The organism is Pseudomonas sp. GW822-FHT05A08 (genome assembly GCF_058800485.1).
The window spans coordinates 1,808,818-1,825,441 of record NZ_CM179511.1; the positions used below are offsets into that span (position 1 = coordinate 1,808,818).

General features: G+C 60.6%; 18 protein-coding genes. 12 read left to right on the forward strand and 6 right to left on the reverse strand.

Annotation, left to right across the window (positions count from 1 at the left end; genetic code table 11):
* Nucleotides 1-20: 20 nt before the first annotated feature.
* Together AC3RCP_RS08250 and ygfZ are read right to left on the reverse strand one after the other, a co-directional pair.
* Nucleotides 21-842: an HDOD domain-containing protein gene (locus tag AC3RCP_RS08250; protein ID WP_492569544.1), complete on the reverse strand. Its 822-nt coding sequence runs from the start codon at nt 840-842 to the stop codon at nt 21-23.
* Nucleotides 843-879: 37 nt separating this feature from the next.
* A complete protein-coding gene (ygfZ, locus tag AC3RCP_RS08255) occupies nt 880-1,821 on the reverse strand; it encodes a CAF17-like 4Fe-4S cluster assembly/insertion protein YgfZ (RefSeq protein WP_492569546.1) in 942 nt (313 codons plus the stop codon).
* A gap of 149 nt (nt 1,822-1,970) precedes the next feature.
* Between ygfZ and AC3RCP_RS08260 the strand changes: the two genes are divergently transcribed.
* Both AC3RCP_RS08260 and AC3RCP_RS08265 read left to right on the forward strand, forming a co-directional pair.
* Entirely contained in the window at nt 1,971-2,225 is a 255-nt protein-coding gene (locus AC3RCP_RS08260; protein ID WP_007930227.1) for an FAD assembly factor SdhE, read from the forward strand.
* A complete protein-coding gene (locus AC3RCP_RS08265; RefSeq protein WP_492569548.1) occupies nt 2,209-2,661 on the forward strand; it encodes a protein YgfX in 453 nt (150 codons plus the stop codon). The genes AC3RCP_RS08260 and AC3RCP_RS08265 overlap by 17 nt, the downstream gene beginning before the upstream one ends.
* On the opposite strand, the gene nadB is transcribed toward AC3RCP_RS08265, so the two are convergent.
* The gene (gene nadB, locus AC3RCP_RS08270) at nt 2,630-4,246 is read right to left on the reverse strand and encodes an L-aspartate oxidase (RefSeq protein WP_007930229.1); all 1,617 of its coding nucleotides are present in this window, start codon (nt 4,244-4,246) and stop codon (nt 2,630-2,632) included. The two genes, AC3RCP_RS08265 and nadB, sit on opposite strands and share 32 nt — an antisense overlap.
* 569 nt (nt 4,247-4,815) lie before the next feature.
* Here nadB and rpoE point away from each other — a divergent pair.
* From rpoE to AC3RCP_RS08290, 4 genes are all read left to right on the forward strand, one after another.
* Nucleotides 4,816-5,397, forward strand: a complete 582-nt coding sequence (gene rpoE / locus AC3RCP_RS08275; RefSeq protein WP_007930230.1) for an RNA polymerase sigma factor RpoE/AlgU — start codon at nt 4,816-4,818, stop codon at nt 5,395-5,397.
* A gap of 31 nt (nt 5,398-5,428) precedes the next feature.
* Nucleotides 5,429-6,016: a sigma-E factor negative regulatory protein gene (locus tag AC3RCP_RS08280; RefSeq protein ID WP_007930231.1), complete on the forward strand. Its 588-nt coding sequence runs from the start codon at nt 5,429-5,431 to the stop codon at nt 6,014-6,016.
* Between the two features lie 8 nt (nt 6,017-6,024).
* Nucleotides 6,025-6,987: a MucB/RseB C-terminal domain-containing protein gene (locus AC3RCP_RS08285; RefSeq protein WP_007930232.1), complete on the forward strand. Its 963-nt coding sequence runs from the start codon at nt 6,025-6,027 to the stop codon at nt 6,985-6,987.
* 245 nt (nt 6,988-7,232) lie between these two features.
* Nucleotides 7,233-8,660, forward strand: a complete 1,428-nt coding sequence (locus AC3RCP_RS08290) for a DegQ family serine endoprotease (RefSeq protein ID WP_007930233.1) — start codon at nt 7,233-7,235, stop codon at nt 8,658-8,660.
* 76 nt (nt 8,661-8,736) lie between these two features.
* Here AC3RCP_RS08290 and AC3RCP_RS08295 read toward each other — a convergent pair whose 3' ends face one another.
* Nucleotides 8,737-10,170, reverse strand: a complete 1,434-nt coding sequence (locus AC3RCP_RS08295) for a M48 family metalloprotease (RefSeq protein WP_007930234.1) — start codon at nt 10,168-10,170, stop codon at nt 8,737-8,739.
* Between the two features lie 97 nt (nt 10,171-10,267).
* On the opposite strand from AC3RCP_RS08295, the gene AC3RCP_RS08300 reads away from it, so the two are divergent.
* Both AC3RCP_RS08300 and AC3RCP_RS08305 read left to right on the forward strand, forming a co-directional pair.
* Nucleotides 10,268-10,507 carry a sulfurtransferase TusA family protein gene (locus tag AC3RCP_RS08300; RefSeq protein WP_007930235.1) on the forward strand — a complete coding sequence of 80 codons (240 nt, stop codon included), beginning with the start codon at nt 10,268-10,270 and terminating at the stop codon, nt 10,505-10,507.
* 41 nt (nt 10,508-10,548) lie between these two features.
* Nucleotides 10,549-11,619: an AI-2E family transporter gene (locus tag AC3RCP_RS08305; RefSeq protein ID WP_007930236.1), complete on the forward strand. Its 1,071-nt coding sequence runs from the start codon at nt 10,549-10,551 to the stop codon at nt 11,617-11,619.
* A 90-nt stretch (nt 11,620-11,709) separates the two neighbouring features.
* Here the strand turns inward: AC3RCP_RS08305 and AC3RCP_RS08310 are convergent, their stop codons facing one another.
* Nucleotides 11,710-12,183, reverse strand: coding sequence for a peroxiredoxin (locus AC3RCP_RS08310; RefSeq protein ID WP_007930237.1), 474 nt, complete (start codon nt 12,181-12,183; stop codon nt 11,710-11,712).
* A 10-nt stretch (nt 12,184-12,193) separates the two neighbouring features.
* Entirely contained in the window at nt 12,194-12,754 is a 561-nt protein-coding gene (locus AC3RCP_RS08315; RefSeq protein ID WP_007930238.1) for a glycine cleavage system transcriptional repressor, read from the reverse strand.
* Between the two features lie 327 nt (nt 12,755-13,081).
* On the opposite strand from AC3RCP_RS08315, the gene dapA reads away from it, so the two are divergent.
* Genes dapA through purC form a run of 4 tightly spaced genes read left to right on the forward strand, consistent with a single transcriptional unit; the run spans nt 13,082 to nt 16,595 of the window.
* Complete coding sequence (gene dapA / locus AC3RCP_RS08320) at nt 13,082-13,960, forward strand: 4-hydroxy-tetrahydrodipicolinate synthase (protein WP_492569552.1); 879 nt, start codon at nt 13,082-13,084, stop codon at nt 13,958-13,960.
* Between the two features lie 17 nt (nt 13,961-13,977).
* A complete protein-coding gene (gene bamC / locus AC3RCP_RS08325) occupies nt 13,978-15,090 on the forward strand; it encodes an NlpB/DapX family lipoprotein (RefSeq protein ID WP_007930240.1) in 1,113 nt (370 codons plus the stop codon).
* A 4-nt stretch (nt 15,091-15,094) separates the two neighbouring features.
* Entirely contained in the window at nt 15,095-15,853 is a 759-nt protein-coding gene (locus AC3RCP_RS08330) for an MBL fold metallo-hydrolase (protein WP_053259949.1), read from the forward strand.
* Nucleotides 15,854-15,881: 28 nt separating this feature from the next.
* On the forward strand, nt 15,882-16,595 hold the full coding sequence (gene purC, locus AC3RCP_RS08335; protein WP_101337092.1) for a phosphoribosylaminoimidazolesuccinocarboxamide synthase: 714 nt from the start codon (nt 15,882-15,884) through the stop codon (nt 16,593-16,595).
* Nucleotides 16,596-16,624: the final 29 nt, after the last annotated feature.

Below are 16,624 nucleotides of genomic sequence, written 5' to 3' on the forward strand. Positions count from 1 at the left end.
AGGTTCAGTAGAGCATTGATTCAATAGAACATTGACTGCGACTCGGCCAGATCGCTGCACATCACTTTGTTCTCGGGGTCGATCCCGAGTTTTTTGAAGGCTGGCACGCTGAGGATATCGATCTTCGCCAGTGGGTGGTCGGTGTCCTTGTGGCAATAGAGGCTGGCGATCTGCACCAGGTCGACGTAGTCCAGGCGCGCGGACTGGCGCTGGAAGTCCAGGTACTGCCCCGGCAATTTGGCCAGCTGTTCCGGAAACTCCCAGACTTGCAGCAGCTTGTCGCCCAGCAACGGATGGATGTGCTCGATCACGTGGTTGAGGCTGACCGGGTCGGACAGCAGCTCATAGTGATCTTCCGCATAGGTCAGGATCGGCAGTACGCCGATCTGGTGCACCAGCCCGCCGAGGGCGGCCTGGTCGGGCTTCAACTGGGTATGGCTGCGGCACAGGGCATAACTGACTCCGGCCACTTCCAGGCTTTTGCGCCAGACGTCATGCATCTTTTGCGCGATCACCTCCGAGCGGGCATGGAAAATCTGTTCCATGACCAGGCCGATGGCCAGGTTGCTGCTGTAGTTCACGCCCAGCCGGGTAATCGCGGTGTGCAGGTCGGTGACTTCCTGGGTGGCGCGCAGCAGGGGGCTGTTGACCACTTTGATCAGGCGCGCCGACAGCGCCGTATCACGGCCAATCACTTTGCTCAGGGTACTGACGCTGATTTCCGGATCTTCAGCGGCCCGGCGAATCTGCAGGGCCACTTCCGGTAGCGTTGGCAGAACCAGGTCATCGTTGTCGATGGCCTCAACCAAATCCTGTTGGACCTTTTCCGCCAGCTCACTCATTTCTGTTCTCTAGGGGTATTGCAGGAAGTTGCGGCAATCAGCGCTGGATTTCTCGATCGCGATCCAGCTGGTAAGGCAGGTCCAGCAGGTGCAGCCCGGGACCTTCGAGCGCGCCAAGATGGAGATTGCCATCCTCTGCAGCTTCGGCTTGCAGTACGGCCAGGAGTTCAATGTTTTGTTCGGCACGCGCGGCGATCACTACCTCACCGATGGCGCTGCCGTGGGTCGGGGAGAACAGCGGGGTGCCGGGTTCCGGCAATTCTTCGGCGTTCAAGGCCAGGCGGTAGAGGCGGCGCTTGAGTTTGCCCAGGTACTGCATGCGCGCGACGATTTCCTGGCCGGTATAGCAGCCTTTCTTGAAACTGACGCCGCCGATGGCCTGCAGATTGAGCATCTGCGGGATGAACAGCTCACGAGTGGCCGGCATGACCTGGCCGATGCCGGCGCGGATCTGGCCCAGCAACCATTGATTGAGGTCGCCTTCGGGCAGTTGCGCGGACAGCTGTTCGCGCAAGACCTCAGCTTGATCTGCGGGGGCCCAGAGCTCGGTCCGGTCCGCTGAAACACGAATGGCGATCAGGCCGTCGTTGCGGGCGACCGCGCCGTCTTCCGGCGGCAGTTCCAGCCCGAGACCGGCCAGCAGCGTATCGGCGTTGCCCAGGCCGAAGCGCGCCCACAGGGCACTTTCATCGCTGAGCTTGGCCTTGGAAAACACGGCGTATTTTTTCAGGTCCGCCAGTTGCGGCTCCAGCAACTCGGTGGCCATGGCCAGCAGGCAGCCATCGCCTTCGAGCAGGATGCGAAAGCTCGATTGCATGCGGCCTTTCTGGGTGCAACGGGCGCCCAGGCTGGATTGGCTATCGCTGAGGTAATTGAGATTGCAGGTCAGCTGGCCCTGAAGGAACTTGCTGGCATCGGGGCCGCGGACGGCGAGAACGCCCTCGTGGGACAGGGAGCAGAAAAAAGCGGAATCAGCCATGGGTCATCGCAGGGTAAAAAGTCTGGCGAACATCATAAGGGGGCGCCCTTGAAATGGGTAGTTCACAAAGGATGGGTGGTGACCGACCAAAGCCGACTGTTCTGGTGTCCGTCGGGCTGTATACTTGCGCTCTATTTGAGGAGCGCTCCATGGTCGAAGATGTTGAATTGAACCGCCTCTACTGGCACAGCCGCCGCGGCATGCTGGAACTGGACGTGTTGCTGGTGCCATTCGTGAAAGAAGTCTATCCGCATCTGAACGATGTTGATCGTGCCTGCTACGTCAGGCTGCTCGAATGCGAAGATCAGGACATGTTCGGCTGGTTCATGGAACGCTCCGAATCCGAAGATCCCGAGCTGCAACGCATGGTCCGCATGATCCTGGATCGTGTCCAACCCAAGTAACGCCTTCGAATGCCGCTGGCAGCCTTCCAGGCAATTGCTGGCGGCCTATCTCCTGGCCCAGCTGTTCGCGCTGGGCGTCTTGCTGATGCTCGATATTCCACTCTGGGCCCGTCTGCTCGGGGTGCTGCTGTGCCTGGGCCACGGAGTCTGGGCGTTGCCGCGGCGGATTTTGCTGAATCATCCCTCGGCCTTCAGCGGTCTGCGTCGTAATGCCGATGGCTGGCAGTTGTGGTGCGCCGGGCAGGGCTGGCGGCCGGTGCAACTGCGGCCTGACAGCCTGGCGCTGCCGCTGCTGGTGGTGTTGCGTTTTCGCCTGCCGGGCGAGCGCTGGGTGAGGTCGGTCTGTGTGCCACGGGACGCGCAGGCGGCCGATGTGCATCGGCGCCTGCGCGTGCGGCTCAAGTTCAGTCGCCGTAGGTGGGCGGCACCAGAATAGTGTCCAGTGCCTCGGGCAGCAGGTTCGGGTAATCGAGGGTGTAGTGCAGGCCCCGGCTTTCCTTGCGCTCCATGGCTGAACGAATCATCAGCTCGGCGACCTGGGCCAGGTTGCGCAACTCGATCAGGTCGCGGCTGACCTTGTAGTTGCTGTAGAACTCATCGATTTCGTCCAGCAGCAGACGGACCCGGTGCTGAGCCCGTTGCAGGCGCTTGTTGGTGCGTACGATGCCGACATAGTCCCACATGAATCGCCGCAGTTCGTCCCAGTTGTGCGCAATGATCACGTCTTCGTCGGAGTCGGTGACCTGGCTGGCGTCCCAGACGGGCAGGGCGATCGGAATGGCGATCTGCGGCAGTTGTTCGAGAATGTCGGCTGCCGCGGAACGGGCATAGACGAAGCATTCCAGCAGTGAGTTGCTGGCCATGCGGTTGGCGCCGTGCAGGCCGGTAAAACTGGTTTCGCCAATGGCATACAGGCCCGGAACGTCGGTGCGGCCCTGCTGGTCGACCATCACCCCGCCGCAGGTGTAATGCGCGGCTGGTACCACCGGGATCGGCTGTTTGGTGATATCGATGGAGAATTCCAGGCAGCGCTCGTACACGGTCGGGAAGTGGCTTTTGATAAAGGCTTCCGGTTTGTGGCTGATGTCCAGGTACACGCAATCGATACCCAGGCGCTTCATTTCATGGTCGATGGCCCGGGCGACGATATCCCGTGGTGCCAGTTCGGCACGCGGGTCGAAACGCGGCATGAAGCGTTCGCCGTTGGGCAGCTTCAGGTGCGCGCCCTCGCCGCGCAGGGCTTCGGTGATCAGGAAACTCTTGGCCTGCGGATGGTAGAGGCAGGTCGGGTGGAACTGGTTGAACTCCAGGTTGGCCACCCGGCAGCCCGAGCGCCAGGCCATGGCGATGCCATCGCCACAGGCGCCATCGGGGTTGCTGGTATAGAGGTAGACCTTGGCGGCACCGCCGGAAGCGAGGATGACAAAACGCGCACCGTAGGTATCGACCTCGCCAGTGGCGCGGTTGAGTACGTAAGCGCCGAGGCAGCGATCGCCTTCCAGTCCCAGGCGCTTTTCGGTAATCAGATCGACGGCGACCCGTTGTTCCAGCAGTTCGATATTCGGGCGTTGCCGGGCCTGCTCCAGCAATGTGGTGAAGATGGCCGCGCCGGTGGCGTCGGCGGCATGGATGATGCGGCGATGGCTGTGGCCGCCTTCGCGGGTCAGGTGAAATTCGAAACCGCCGTCTTCATTGCCCGATTGCTCGTCACGGGTGAAGGGTACGCCCTGGTCGATCAGCCATTGAATGGCCTCGCGGCTGTGCTCGACGGTAAACCGCACGGCGTCTTCATGGCACAGGCCGCCGCCGGCATTGAGGGTGTCGTCGACGTGGGATTCGACGGTATCGGTGTCGTCCAGCACTGCCGCGACGCCACCCTGAGCCCAATAGGTCGAGCCATTGGCGAGATCGCCCTTGCTCAATACGGCAATGCGCAGATGACCAGGCAAGGTCAGCGCAAGGCTCAAACCGGCAGCGCCGCTGCCTATCACCAGAACATCGTGTTGAAACTGTTGGCTCATTGGAAGATTCCGCTCAAAAGCGACCCGGGTCGGGGTTGGCGCAAGACGCCTGGATCGGCGAGTCAAAGCAGCCATGCAGCCCACTAGTATATAGAGGGGGGGATCGGCACAATAGCGGTGCCTTCGTGGCATTATGAAATTATGAGGGCGAGAAAAGCGGTCTGGCGAGGCAGTGATGGGTGGCTCGATTTTTCCGTCAAATCGGGGAGCTGGCGACTGTATCGAAGATGTAGCAACCTTTTTCTCTTCATGGTTACACAATGTTCGCTCCGTACGGCTATAAAGATTGGGAACTTTTGACACGGCCCCAAACTCAATAGAAGGTTGCCTGATAGAAGGGACAGCGTCGGTTTTATGCAGGACTTGTGTCGTGGTCATGCAGCTCAATTCGACGACAGGATTATTCGCGCAGCCGGCCTTGCCCGCGCTGCGTTTTTCGTGCGTGCCAAATCAGAGCCCGCAGGAAACTTGCTTGGAGGGGGAGAACTTTTGCGAAAAGCCCGAGTCTATGTTTGCAAGCCTGATCGTTTAGTTATGCAAGCCTCCTCCGAGCTTATCGAGGAGTGTTCATGCTAACCCAGGAAGAGGATCAGCAGCTGGTCGAGCGCGTTCAGCGCGGCGACAAGCGAGCTTTCGATCTGCTAGTGCTGAAATACCAGCACAAAATTCTCGGGTTGATCGTGCGTTTTGTGCACGACACCCATGAAGCCCAGGATGTTGCACAAGAAGCCTTTATCAAGGCTTACCGTGCGCTTGGTAATTTCCGCGGTGACAGTGCGTTTTATACGTGGCTGTATCGTATCGCCATCAACACGGCGAAAAACTATCTGGTTTCGCGCGGCCGCCGGCCGCCGGATAGCGATGTCAGTTCCGAGGATGCGGAGTTCTACGATGGCGATCATGGCCTCAAGGATCTCGAATCGCCGGAGCGCGCATTGCTGCGGGATGAGATCGAAGGCACCGTCCATCGAACCATTCAGCAACTGCCAGAAGATTTGCGTACGGCTTTAACTTTACGTGAATTCGATGGTCTGAGTTACGAGGACATTGCCAGCGTCATGCAGTGTCCGGTGGGTACCGTGCGCTCCCGGATTTTCCGCGCTCGGGAAGCCATCGACAAAGCCCTGCAGCCGTTGTTGCAGGAAACCTGAGACAGCGGCGACAGCCAAGAGAGGAACCGCCATGAGTCGTGAAGCCCTGCAGGAATCGCTGTCCGCGGTGATGGATAACGAAGCGGACGAACTGGAATTACGTCGGGTATTGAATGCCGTCGACGAAGTGGAAACCCGTGAGACCTGGGCTCGTTACCAGATCGCCCGGGCGGCCATGCACAAGGAATTGCTGCTTCCGCGTCTGGACATCGCCGCGGCTGTTTCTGCTGCGCTGGCTGACGAAGCCGTACCGGCCAAGGCCACTCGTGGTCCATGGCGTAGCCTGGGTCGCCTGGCTGTTGCCGCATCGGTGACCGTTGCCGTATTGGCGGGTGTTCGCCTGTACAACCAGGATGAGATCGCTGGTGTCGAACTGGCACAGCAATCGAACCAGCCAACCCTGGCCGCTCCTCAAGTAAAAGGCCCAGCTGTATTGGCCGGCTACAATGAGAGTTCGGAAGCCCCTGGCCCTATGGCCAACGGCGTATTGCAAGGTCAGCCAGGCTGGCACGATCAGCGTCTGCCAAGCTACCTGCGTCAGCATGCTCAACAAGCTGCACTGAAGGGCACTGAAAGCGCTCTGCCTTATGCTCGTGCGGCGAGCCTGGAAAACCGTTAAGGAGGATCATGCGCGCCATCCCTCTACTCTCGCTTCTGCTCAGTGGCTGGTTCATTGTTCCAGCCCACGCCGACGAAGCTCAGGATTGGTTGAAACGTCTTGGGCAAGCCGAACAGCAGCAAAGCTTTCAGGGTACTTTCGTCTACGAGCGTAATGGTAGTTTTTCTACCCATAACATCTGGCATCGCGTCCAGGATGGCCAGGTCCGCGAGCGACTGATTCAGCTCGACGGTTCCGCTCAAGAGGTTGTGCGTGTTGATGGGCGTACCCAATGTGTCAGCGGTACGCTGGTGGCTGGACTGGGGGACGCCCCCAACTCTTCGGCCCACTCACTCGATCCAGAAAAACTCAAGAATTGGTACGACCTTGCCGTCATCGGCAAGTCGCGTGTGGCTGGGCGCTCCGCGGTCATTGTTTCCCTGACCCCGCGGGACCAGCACCGTTATGGTTTTGAATTGCATCTGGACCGCGAGACGGGCCTGCCGCTGAAATCGCTGCTGTTGAACGATAAGGGGCAGTTGCTCGAGCGTTTCCAGTTCACTCGCCTGGATACGGCGGATGTGCCGAAGGACAGCGAGCTGCAGGCCAGCGCCGAATGCAAGGCCGTGGCCCTGGACAGCGACAAGGCCTCCGCGGTGAAGGCTGCGCAGGCCTGGCATTCCGACTGGCTGCCGCCAGGCTTCGAGCTGACCAGCAGCAGTGCGCGTAAAGATCCCGACACCAAGACCATGGTCAACAGCCTCATGTATGACGATGGCCTGGCCCGCTTCTCGGTGTTCCTCGAACCGCTCAATGGCGCGACGGTGACCGACACCCGCACTCAACTGGGTCCGACCGTGGCGGTATCCCGACGCCTGACCACGCCTGAAGGCGAAATGATGGTAACGGTGGTGGGTGAGATACCTATCGGTACCGCCGAAAGGATCGCCTTGTCGATGCGTACCGACGCCGCTGCGCCCAAGGCGCAGTGAGTAAGCCCCGGGTGTTCATCGAGCGTTAATGTTGGTTGTGTAAGAGGTCTGCAATGCCAGCTCTGCAATCGAGATATCTAAATGTTCGGTGAGCATTTTCATTTGCAAAACCCCCTGTTTTTTCTTATAGGTCAGAGCCACTAGGTTCTGGCCTTGTTTGTCGTTTCCGGGACAAAAGTACTGCGCGAATCGCCTGGTATTTCTTGTCCCTATCGCTTAATCACGCTCGTTGTAATGGGAGCCGTATGTCGATACCACGTTTGAAATCCTATCTCTCCATTTTCGCTACTGTGCTGGTGCTCGGTCAGGCCGTTACCGCGCAGGCGGCGGACTTGCCTGACTTCACACAACTGGTCGAGCAGGCGTCGCCTGCAGTGGTCAACATCAGTACCACGCAGAAGCTCCCGGACCGCAAGGTTTCCGCCCAGATGCCGGACCTCGAAGGTCTGCCGCCGATGCTGCGCGAGTTTTTCGAGCGTGGCATGCCGCCGCAGCCGCGTTCGCCACGGGGTGATCGCCAGCGTGAAGCCCAGTCCCTGGGTTCTGGTTTCATCATTTCGTCGGACGGTTACATCCTGACCAACAACCATGTGATTGCCGACGCGGATGAAATCCTGGTCCGCCTGGCCGACCGCAGCGAATTGAAAGCCAAGCTGATTGGCACCGATCCACGCTCCGACGTGGCGTTGCTGAAGATCGATGGCAAGGACCTGCCGGTGCTGAAGCTGGGCAAATCCCAGGACCTGAAGGCCGGCCAGTGGGTAGTGGCTATCGGCTCGCCGTTTGGTTTCGACCACACCGTCACCCAGGGCATCGTCAGTGCCATCGGTCGTAGCCTGCCGAACGAAAACTATGTGCCGTTCATCCAGACCGACGTGCCGATCAACCCAGGTAACTCCGGTGGTCCGCTGTTCAACCTGGCCGGTGAAGTGGTGGGTATCAACTCGCAGATCTACACCCGTTCCGGCGGCTTCATGGGTGTGTCCTTCGCTATCCCGATCGATGTCGCCATGGACGTTTCCAACCAGCTGAAAGCCGGTGGCAAAGTCAGCCGCGGCTGGCTGGGCGTGGTTATCCAGGAAGTGAACAAAGACCTGGCGGAGTCCTTCGGCCTGGAGAAACCGGCCGGTGCGCTGGTGGCCCAGATCCAGGACGACGGCCCGGCGGCCAAGGGCGGCTTGCAGGTGGGTGATGTGATCCTGAGCATGAACGGTCAACCGATTATCATGTCGGCGGACCTGCCGCATCTGGTCGGTGCCCTCAAGGCGGGTGCGAAAGCCAATTTGGAAGTGATTCGTGACGGCAAGCGCAAGAACGTCGAATTGACCGTTGGTGCGATTCCGGACGAAGACAAGGCCCTGGACGCCATTGGCAAGTCCGGTGCTGAGCGCAGCAGCAACCGTCTGGGCGTTGCGGTGGTCGAGCTGACCGATGAGCAGAAGAAAACCTACGACCTCAAGGGCGGTGTGGTGATCAAGGAAGTTCAGGATGGCCCAGCCGCGCTGATCGGCCTGCAGCCGGGCGACGTGATCACTCACCTGAACAATCAGGCGATCACTTCGACCAAGAACTTCACTGAAATCGCCCAGGCGCTGCCGAAGAACCGTTCGGTATCGATGCGGGTTCTGCGTCAGGGACGTGCCAGCTTCATTACCTTCAAGCTGGCCGAGTAGTCCGTGTAGCGGATTGATCGCGCAATAAAAAGCCCGCCTCGAAAGAGGCGGGCTTTTTTGTGGGCGCCGGTTGGGCTCAGCGCATCATGTCCTTGACCATCTGCTCCTGGTCCATCAGCTCACGCTGACGTGCATCGATCCGTGAAGACAGGGGAAAGTTGCTGCCGGCGCGACGTTTGGCGAAATCCAGCTGCTGGATCGCCTGGCGATAGTCGCCGACCAGGGCAAAGTATTCGGCCCGCGCCTGATGCAGGCCGATGATATTGCCCGACAGACCGCGGGTTTCCGCCACCGAGTACCAGACGTCCGGATCGTCGGAGCGGGTCTTGAGCAGGCTTTCCAGGGCCTTTTCGGCGTCCGCCGGGCGATTCTGCTTGAGCAGCAGGTCGACCCTGACCTGGTTCAGTGGGTAGTTGCCAGGATACTGCGCAAGCATTTTATCTACCCGGGCCTGGGCGTCGGAAAAGCGGCTGGTGGCGGTATCCAGGTCGATCTGGGCCAGGTTGTAAGTGATGTCGTTAGGTTGCTTGGCCAGCAGCTGCTTGAGGTTTTCCCGGGCGTCGTTGAACTGGCTGCCCTTGATCTGGGCGATGGCGAGGCCGTAGCGGGCGATGTCGTTTTTCGGGTTTTCGTCGAGCTGGGCGCGGAAACGCTTGGCACCCATGCCGGGGGACTCTTCGTAGATCAGCTGTACTCGTGCGCGAATCAGCTGGTAACGCAGGCTGTCTTCCTTGCCGCCGGCCTTGGCCTGTTCGGCGCGGTTGCGGGTGTCGGCGATCCGCGATTCGGTGACCGGGTGAGTCAGCAGGAACTCCGGCGGCTTGGCGTCGAAACGGTACTGGCGCATCAGGCGCTCGAACATGGTCGGCATGGAGCGCGGGTCATAACCGGCCTTTTCCAGGTTGAGGATGCCGATGCGGTCGGCTTCCTGCTCGTTCTGCCGGGAGAAGCGCCGTTGTTCCTGGATGGCCGCGGCCTGGGTGCCGGCAATGGCGGCGATCCCGGCGTCGCCACCGCCCGCCGCGGCGATCACGATCCCGGCCAGCAGGGCGGCCATCATCGGCACCTGCATGCGTTGCGAAGCCTCGACGCCACGGGCGAAGTGGCGTTGCGACAGGTGCGCCAATTCGTGAGCCAGAACCGAGGCATATTCGCCTTCGGTCTGGGCGTTGAGGAACAGTCCACCGTTGACCCCGACAATCCCGCCGGGAGCGGCAAACGCGTTGAGCTGCGGGCTGTTGATCAGGATGAACTCGAGGCGTCGGTCGTTGACCTGGCTGGTCTCGACCAGTTTGTAGACGCTGGTTTCGACGTAATCCTTGAGTTGCGGGTCGTTGAGTTGCGAAACCTGGCTGCGCAGCAACGCCAGCCAGGCGCGGCCCAGTTGGTGTTCCTGTTGGGGCGAGACAATGGCAGAACTGGCGTCACCGAGTGATGGCAGGTCGTCGGCGAAGCCTGGTGAGGCGAGCAGGCAAGCGAGCGTCAGCAGGGTAGGGCGCAAAAAAGTCATGCACAAAGCCTTAGTCGACAAAGAGTCTACTGTAGCCGGACACCAGGCCTTGGACCAGATATTCTAGGCACCTCGACGACCCTCCCGGAGTGACGCAATGACTGATGCTGTAGCCCACGACGCCGAGCTCGATGCCAGCGGACTGAACTGCCCGCTGCCGCTGCTCAAGGCCAAGATGGAACTCAATCGCCTGGCCAGCGGCGCGGTGCTCAAGGTGATCGCCACGGATGCCGGCTCCCAGCGCGACTTTCGCACCTTTGCCCGTTTGGCCGGTCATACCCTGCTTCGCGAGGAAGACGAAGCCGGGGTCTATCGTTACTGGCTGAAGAAGGCTTGAACCGCCCCGGAAATCATCGCGCCTCTGTCTAAGGATCATTGATGTTCAAAGTGTTACGCGACTGGATTCAGCGCTACTTCTCCGATGAAGAGGCCGTGGTACTGGCCGTTCTGTTGTTCCTGGCCTTCACCGCGGTGCTGACCCTGGGCGGTATGCTCGCGCCGGTGTTGGCGGGGATGGTGCTGGCCTATCTGATGCAGGGGCTGGTGCTCACGCTGGAACGCTGGCGTTTGCCTGGTGGGGCGGCGGTGGGCCTGGTCTTTGCCTTGTTCATGGGGCTGCTGCTGGTGTTCATCGTGGTCGTCGTACCGCTGTTGTGGCATCAATTGATTACCTTGTTCAACGAGTTGCCGGGAATGCTCGCCAAGTGGCAATCGTTGCTTCTGTTGTTGCCGGAGCGTTATCCGCACCTGGTGTCCGACGAACAGGTGTTGCAGGCGATCGAGGTGGCACGCGGCGAGATCGGCAAGTTCGGCCAGTGGGCGCTGACCTTCTCGCTGTCCAGTCTGCCGCTGCTGGTCAACATCATGATCTATCTGGTGCTGGTGCCGATCCTGGTGTTTTTCTTCCTCAAGGACCGGGCGATGATCAGCCAGTGGGTGCGCGGTTACCTGCCGCGCGAGCGGGCCCTGATCACCCGGGTGGCTCAGGAGATGAACCGGCAAATCGCCAATTACATTCGTGGCAAGGTGATCGAGATCGTCATTTGCGGCGGGGTGACCTACATCGCCTTCGTGGCCCTGGGACTGAACTACGCGGCCCTGCTGGCGCTGCTGGTGGGGATTTCGGTGGTGGTGCCCTACGTCGGGGCGGTGGTGGTGACCGTGCCGGTGGCGCTGATTGCCTTGTTCCAGTGGGGCTGGAGCGACCAGTTCATCTATCTGATGGCGGTCTACGGGATCATTCAGACCCTGGACGGCAACGTGCTGGTGCCGCTGCTGTTCTCCGAGGCGGTGAACCTGCATCCGGTGGCGATCATCTGTGCAGTACTGTTGTTTGGCGGGCTGTGGGGCTTCTGGGGGGTGTTTTTCGCGATTCCCCTGGCCACCCTGTTCAAGGCGGTACTGGATGCCTGGCCGCGCAAGGAGCCGGTTGTGGCGCCCTTGCTCTAGAGCGGCCCTGCTCTGGAAATGAAAAAGGGGGGCGGCTGAATCAGCCGCCCCCCTTTTTTTAATCGGTTACCTTTTAGTCGGCTACCACGCTCAGGCCTTGTTCAGCGCCTGCGCAGCAGCCAGTACCGCATCCACGTGGCCTGGCACTTTCACGCCACGCCATTCCTGGCGCAGCACGCCATTTTTGTCGATCAGGAAGGTGCTGCGATCGACACCCATGTATTCCTTGCCGTAGAGCTTCTTCAGCTTGATCACGTCGAACAATTGGCAGACGGCTTCGTCCTTGTCGCTGATCAGCTCGAAGGGGAATTCCTGCTTGCACTTGAAGTTCTCGTGGGACTTCAGGCCATCGCGGGAGACGCCGAACACCTCGGTGTTGGCGGCCTTGAACGCGGCGTATTGATCGCGAAAGCCCTGGCCCTCGGTGGTGCAACCCGGGGTGCTGTCCTTGGGGTAGAAGTAGATCACCACCTGCTTGCCCTTGAGCGCGGCGAGGCTGACGGTCTGACCGCTGGTGGCCGGGGCTTCGAAGTGGGCAACAGGTTGGTCGATGGCAACGGCCATTAGGGCTTCCTTACATTGGGTTCTGTGGGCGCCAGGGTTCGATCAGCGCATCGAGATTCATTGCGTCGGCGAAGTCCAGGAACTGATCGCGCAGCCAGCTGATCTGGGTGCCGGCCGGCAAGGTCACGGTAAAGGTGGCGTTGAGCATGGTGCCGCCGGTCTGCGGGGCCTGATAGGTATCGCAGGTCAGGTTTTCCAGCTCGACATGGTGATCGATGAAGAACTGGCACAGTTCATTGACGATGTCCGGGCGGTAGGCGGCGCTGACGTAAGCCACATAAGGCAGGGCCTGCGGGCGGTTTTCCAGGGCCGCGCTGCGCACCACGTTGACGGTGAAGGCGTATTTCTTCGCCAGCGACGGCAGGCCGGCCTCCAGGCGCGCCAGGGCATCCCAGCTGCCGGAAACCTCCAGGACCAGCGCACTGCACTCACCATGGCGGGTCAGGCGGGAGGTCACCACGGCGCAGCGGTTTTCATGGCTGGCGCGGCACAGGACGTTGGTCAGCTCCATGGGGTTGGCGCCGAGGGCACTGATGACAAGGAATTGTTCGCGGACTGTGGGGGTGGACATGCAGCATTCCTAAAGCGATGAGCGGTCGATACTTTTGCAGGCTCGAGTACTGGGTAAACGTCCGGATGCGGTTTCAGAAGCCCTGAACCGCCAGGTTGCGACGAGCTCCATAAAAGGCGAGAGCGAGGGGCGGCAACACAGGATTGGGGCTTCGGATGCCGAAAAGGGAGGCTGGAACCCGGCGTACAAGCTTAGCAGTACCGATCAAAGCCTGAAGGGTAGCGAAATACATCGCTCAGGGGAATGCTCGCAGCGCGGTACTTCGCTTGTGCAAGCATCTTGGCGCCAGTACCATTACCGCTCTCTTTTTCCGGCAGGAGCGGTTGCATGATTGCGGGCAGTATGGTGGCACTGGTCACACCCATGGATGCACAGGGTCGTCTCGACTGGGACAGCCTGAGCAAACTGGTGGACTTCCACCTGCAAGAGGGCACCAACGCCATTGTGGCGGTCGGCACTACAGGTGAGTCGGCTACCCTCGATGTGAACGAACACATCGAAGTGATTCGTCGCGTGGTCGCTCAGGTTGCAGGGCGTATCCCGGTGATCGCCGGTACCGGCGCGAACTCGACGCGCGAAGCGATCGAGCTGACCACCAATGCGAAGATCGCCGGTGCCGACGCATGTCTGCTGGTGACCCCTTATTACAACAAGCCGACGCAAGAAGGCCTGTATCAGCATTTCCGTGCCATCGCCGAAGCCGTCGATATCCCGCAGATCCTCTATAACGTGCCGGGCCGCACCGCTTGCGACATGCAGGCCGAGACCGTGATTCGCCTGTCGACCGTGCCGAACATCATCGGCATCAAGGAAGCCACCGGTGACCTGCAGCGCGCCAAGGACATCCTGGCCGGCGTGAGCAGCGACTTCCTGGTGTACTCCGGTGACGACGCAACCGCCGTCGAACTGATCCTGCTGGGTGGCAAGGGCAATATTTCGGTGACCGCCAACGTGGCGCCAAAAACCATGAGCGAGATGTGCGCCGCCGCGATGCGTGGCGATGCCGCCACCGCCCGGGCGATCCACGAGAAGCTGATGCCGCTCAACAAGACTCTGTTTATCGAATCCAACCCTATTCCCGTGAAATGGGCCCTGTGCGAGATGGGCTTGATGGCGAACGGTATCCGTCTGCCGCTCACCTGGCTCAGTGCTGCCTGTCACGAACCGCTGCGGCAGGCCATGCGCCAGTCCGGCGTATTGGTTTAATTGAGGAAGTACTACGCATGAAGCGATTGGCCGGACTTTCCGCACTTGCCTTGATTATCTCCAGCACCAGTGGCTGCGGTTGGATTTGGGGGCCGGAAGGCTACTTCCGTGACCGCGGCAGCGATTACCTGCAAGCGCAACAGACCGCACCGATGCAACTGCCGTCGGATGTCAGCACCTCCAAGCGCCTCGATCCGCTGCTGCCGATTCCGCGCAATGTGGCCGACGACACCGTCAAGGGCGAATACATCGTGCCGCGTCCGCAGCCGTTGGGCTCGGTGGCCGATGCCAGCGACTACACCCTGCAGAAGAGCGGCGATGCGCGTTGGGTCATGGCCCAGCACGCCCCGGCCGAAGTCTGGCCGGTGGCCATGCAGTTCTTCCAGGACAACGGTTTCCGTATTGACGAACAACGTCCGCAAACCGGCGAGTTCACCACCGCCTGGCAGCGTTCCGACGAACTCTCCGCATCCATGGCCAAGCGCCTGGGCAGCGTAGGTTCGGCCGATAACGAAACCCGCGTGCGGGTGCGTATCGAGCCAGGCGTGCAGCGCAATACCAGTGAAGTCTACGTGGTCAGCGCCGAACGTCCTGTCGGCAGCACCTCCAACGTCGATTTCACCAACCGCTCGGTCAACACCAGCCTGGATGCCGCGCTGGTCGACGAAATGCTCGCCAGCATGAGCCGCAGCGCCGAGAAGGGCGGTTCGGTCTCCCTGCTGGCCGCGCGTGATTTCGATACCCCTAGCCGTGTCAGCCTCACCGAAGACGGCAGCGGCAACGTGGTGCTCAACCTCGGCGAAGACCTCGACCGCGCCTGGTCGAGCGTCGGCCGTGCCCTGGAACAGGGCGAGTGGCGCGTTGAAGACATCAACCGCAGCCTGGGCCTGTACTACATCAACCTGGCGGAAAAAGCCGAGAAGAAAAACGACGAGCCGGGCTTCTTCGGCAAGTTGTTCGGCAGCGCACCGGCCAAGGAAGAAATCGAGGCCCGCGCCGAGCGTTATCAGGTTCGCCTGAGTAAGGTGGGCGACAACGTCCAGGTCACCGTCGAGAAAGACATCAACACCGTTGCTCCGCCTGAAGTGGCGCGCAAGGTCTTGACTGTGATTCAGGACAACCTGGGCTGATCCGATGCGTTTCGCCGTTCTCGGCAGTGGCAGTCAAGGGAATGGCACGCTGATAGCCAGTGACGACACCTACGTCCTGGTGGATTGTGGTTTCTCCTTGCGCGAAACCGAGCGGCGCCTGCTGCGCCTGGGGGTAGCCCCCGCGCAGCTGAGCGCGATTCTGGTAACCCACGAACATGCCGACCACGTGCATGGCGTGGGTTTACTGTCTCGGCGCTACAATTTACCGGTCTACCTCAGTCGCGGCACGTTGCGCGGGATGCGCAAACCGGTGGACGCTGCGGGTTTTCTCGCCGGGGGCGAGACGCTTCAGGTCGGTGCCTTGAGCATCGACGTGACCCGCGTCGCCCACGATGCGCTGGAGCCTGTGCAGTACGTGTTCAGTGACGGCCGGCGGCGTTTTGGCCTGCTGACCGACCTGGGTTCCTACTGCAACACGGTGATCGACCGCTATCGCGGGCTGGATGCCTTGATGATCGAGGCCAATCACTGCCGCGACATGCTGGCCCGAGGTTACTACCCGTATTTCCTCAAGCAGCGGGTCGGTGGGGAAATGGGACATTTGAACAACCATCAGGCCGCAAGCCTGGTGGCCGAGTTGGGCTGGCAGGACCTGCAGCATCTGGTACTGGCCCATCTCAGCAGCAAGAACAACCTGCCGCAGCTGGCCCGGCAATGTTTTGTCGACACCCTCGGGTGCGACCCGGACTGGCTGCAACTGGCCGATCAAGATTCAGGGCTCGACTGGCGCCACATCGCCTAGCCCACCTACTTAGCAAGCGGAGCCCATCATGGAAAAACGTGAAGAACTCTACCGTGGCAAAGCCAAATCGGTTTACAAGACCGACGACGCCGACCGCCTGGTCCTGCTGTTTCGCAACGACACCTCGGCGTTCGACGGCAAGCGTATCGAGCAACTCGATCGCAAAGGCATGGTGAACAACAAGTTCAACGCCTTCATCATGCAGAAGCTCGAAGAGGCCGGCGTGCCGACTCAGTTCGACAAGCTGCTGGGCGACAACGAGTGCCTGGTGAAGAAGCTGGACATGATCCCGGTCGAATGCGTCGTGCGTAACTACGCCGCCGGCAGCCTGGTCAAGCGCCTGGGTGTGGAAGAGGGCCTGAAGCTCAATCCATACACCTTCGAACTGTTCCTGAAGGACGACGCCAAGGGCGACCCGTTCATCAACGAATCCCACGTCGTGGCCTTTGGCTGGGGCACCGCCGAGCAACTGGCGCGCATGAAAGAACTGTCGCTCAAGGTCAACGAAGTCCTGAGCAAGCTGTTCGACGACGCTGGCCTGCTGCTGGTGGACTTCAAGCTGGAGTTCGGTGTGTTCAGCGACGGCTCCATCGTCCTGGGTGACGAATTCAGCCCGGACGGTTGCCGCCTCTGGGACAAGGACACCAAGAAGAAGATGGACAAGGACCGCTTCCGTCAGGGCCTCGGTGATGTGATCGAAGCCTACGAAGAAGTCGCAAAGCGTCTGGGCGTACCGCTGTAATCGACGCAACCGACTGATAGCACGGAAAA

Excerpts from the sequence above, each read along its gene's own strand:
- AC3RCP_RS08250 (WP_492569544.1), bottom strand. The coding sequence starts at position 842 with ATGAGTGAGCTGGCGGAAAAGGTCCAACAGGATTTGGTTGAGGCCATC.
- ygfZ (WP_492569546.1), bottom strand. The coding sequence starts at position 1,821 with ATGGCTGATTCCGCTTTTTTCTGCTCCCTGTCCCACGAGGGCGTTCTC.
- AC3RCP_RS08260 (WP_007930227.1), top strand. The coding sequence starts at position 1,971 with ATGGTCGAAGATGTTGAATTGAACCGCCTCTACTGGCACAGCCGCCGC.
- nadB (WP_007930229.1), bottom strand. The coding sequence starts at position 4,246 with ATGAGCCAACAGTTTCAACACGATGTTCTGGTGATAGGCAGCGGCGCT.
- rpoE (WP_007930230.1), top strand. The coding sequence starts at position 4,816 with ATGCTAACCCAGGAAGAGGATCAGCAGCTGGTCGAGCGCGTTCAGCGC.
- AC3RCP_RS08280 (WP_007930231.1), top strand. The coding sequence starts at position 5,429 with ATGAGTCGTGAAGCCCTGCAGGAATCGCTGTCCGCGGTGATGGATAAC.
- AC3RCP_RS08285 (WP_007930232.1), top strand. The coding sequence starts at position 6,025 with ATGCGCGCCATCCCTCTACTCTCGCTTCTGCTCAGTGGCTGGTTCATT.
- AC3RCP_RS08290 (WP_007930233.1), top strand. The coding sequence starts at position 7,233 with ATGTCGATACCACGTTTGAAATCCTATCTCTCCATTTTCGCTACTGTG.
- AC3RCP_RS08295 (WP_007930234.1), bottom strand. The coding sequence starts at position 10,170 with ATGACTTTTTTGCGCCCTACCCTGCTGACGCTCGCTTGCCTGCTCGCC.
- AC3RCP_RS08300 (WP_007930235.1), top strand. The coding sequence starts at position 10,268 with ATGACTGATGCTGTAGCCCACGACGCCGAGCTCGATGCCAGCGGACTG.
- AC3RCP_RS08305 (WP_007930236.1), top strand. The coding sequence starts at position 10,549 with ATGTTCAAAGTGTTACGCGACTGGATTCAGCGCTACTTCTCCGATGAA.
- AC3RCP_RS08310 (WP_007930237.1), bottom strand. The coding sequence starts at position 12,183 with ATGGCCGTTGCCATCGACCAACCTGTTGCCCACTTCGAAGCCCCGGCC.
- AC3RCP_RS08315 (WP_007930238.1), bottom strand. The coding sequence starts at position 12,754 with ATGTCCACCCCCACAGTCCGCGAACAATTCCTTGTCATCAGTGCCCTC.
- dapA (WP_492569552.1), top strand. The coding sequence starts at position 13,082 with ATGATTGCGGGCAGTATGGTGGCACTGGTCACACCCATGGATGCACAG.
- bamC (WP_007930240.1), top strand. The coding sequence starts at position 13,978 with ATGAAGCGATTGGCCGGACTTTCCGCACTTGCCTTGATTATCTCCAGC.
- AC3RCP_RS08330 (WP_053259949.1), top strand. The coding sequence starts at position 15,095 with ATGCGTTTCGCCGTTCTCGGCAGTGGCAGTCAAGGGAATGGCACGCTG.
- purC (WP_101337092.1), top strand. The coding sequence starts at position 15,882 with ATGGAAAAACGTGAAGAACTCTACCGTGGCAAAGCCAAATCGGTTTAC.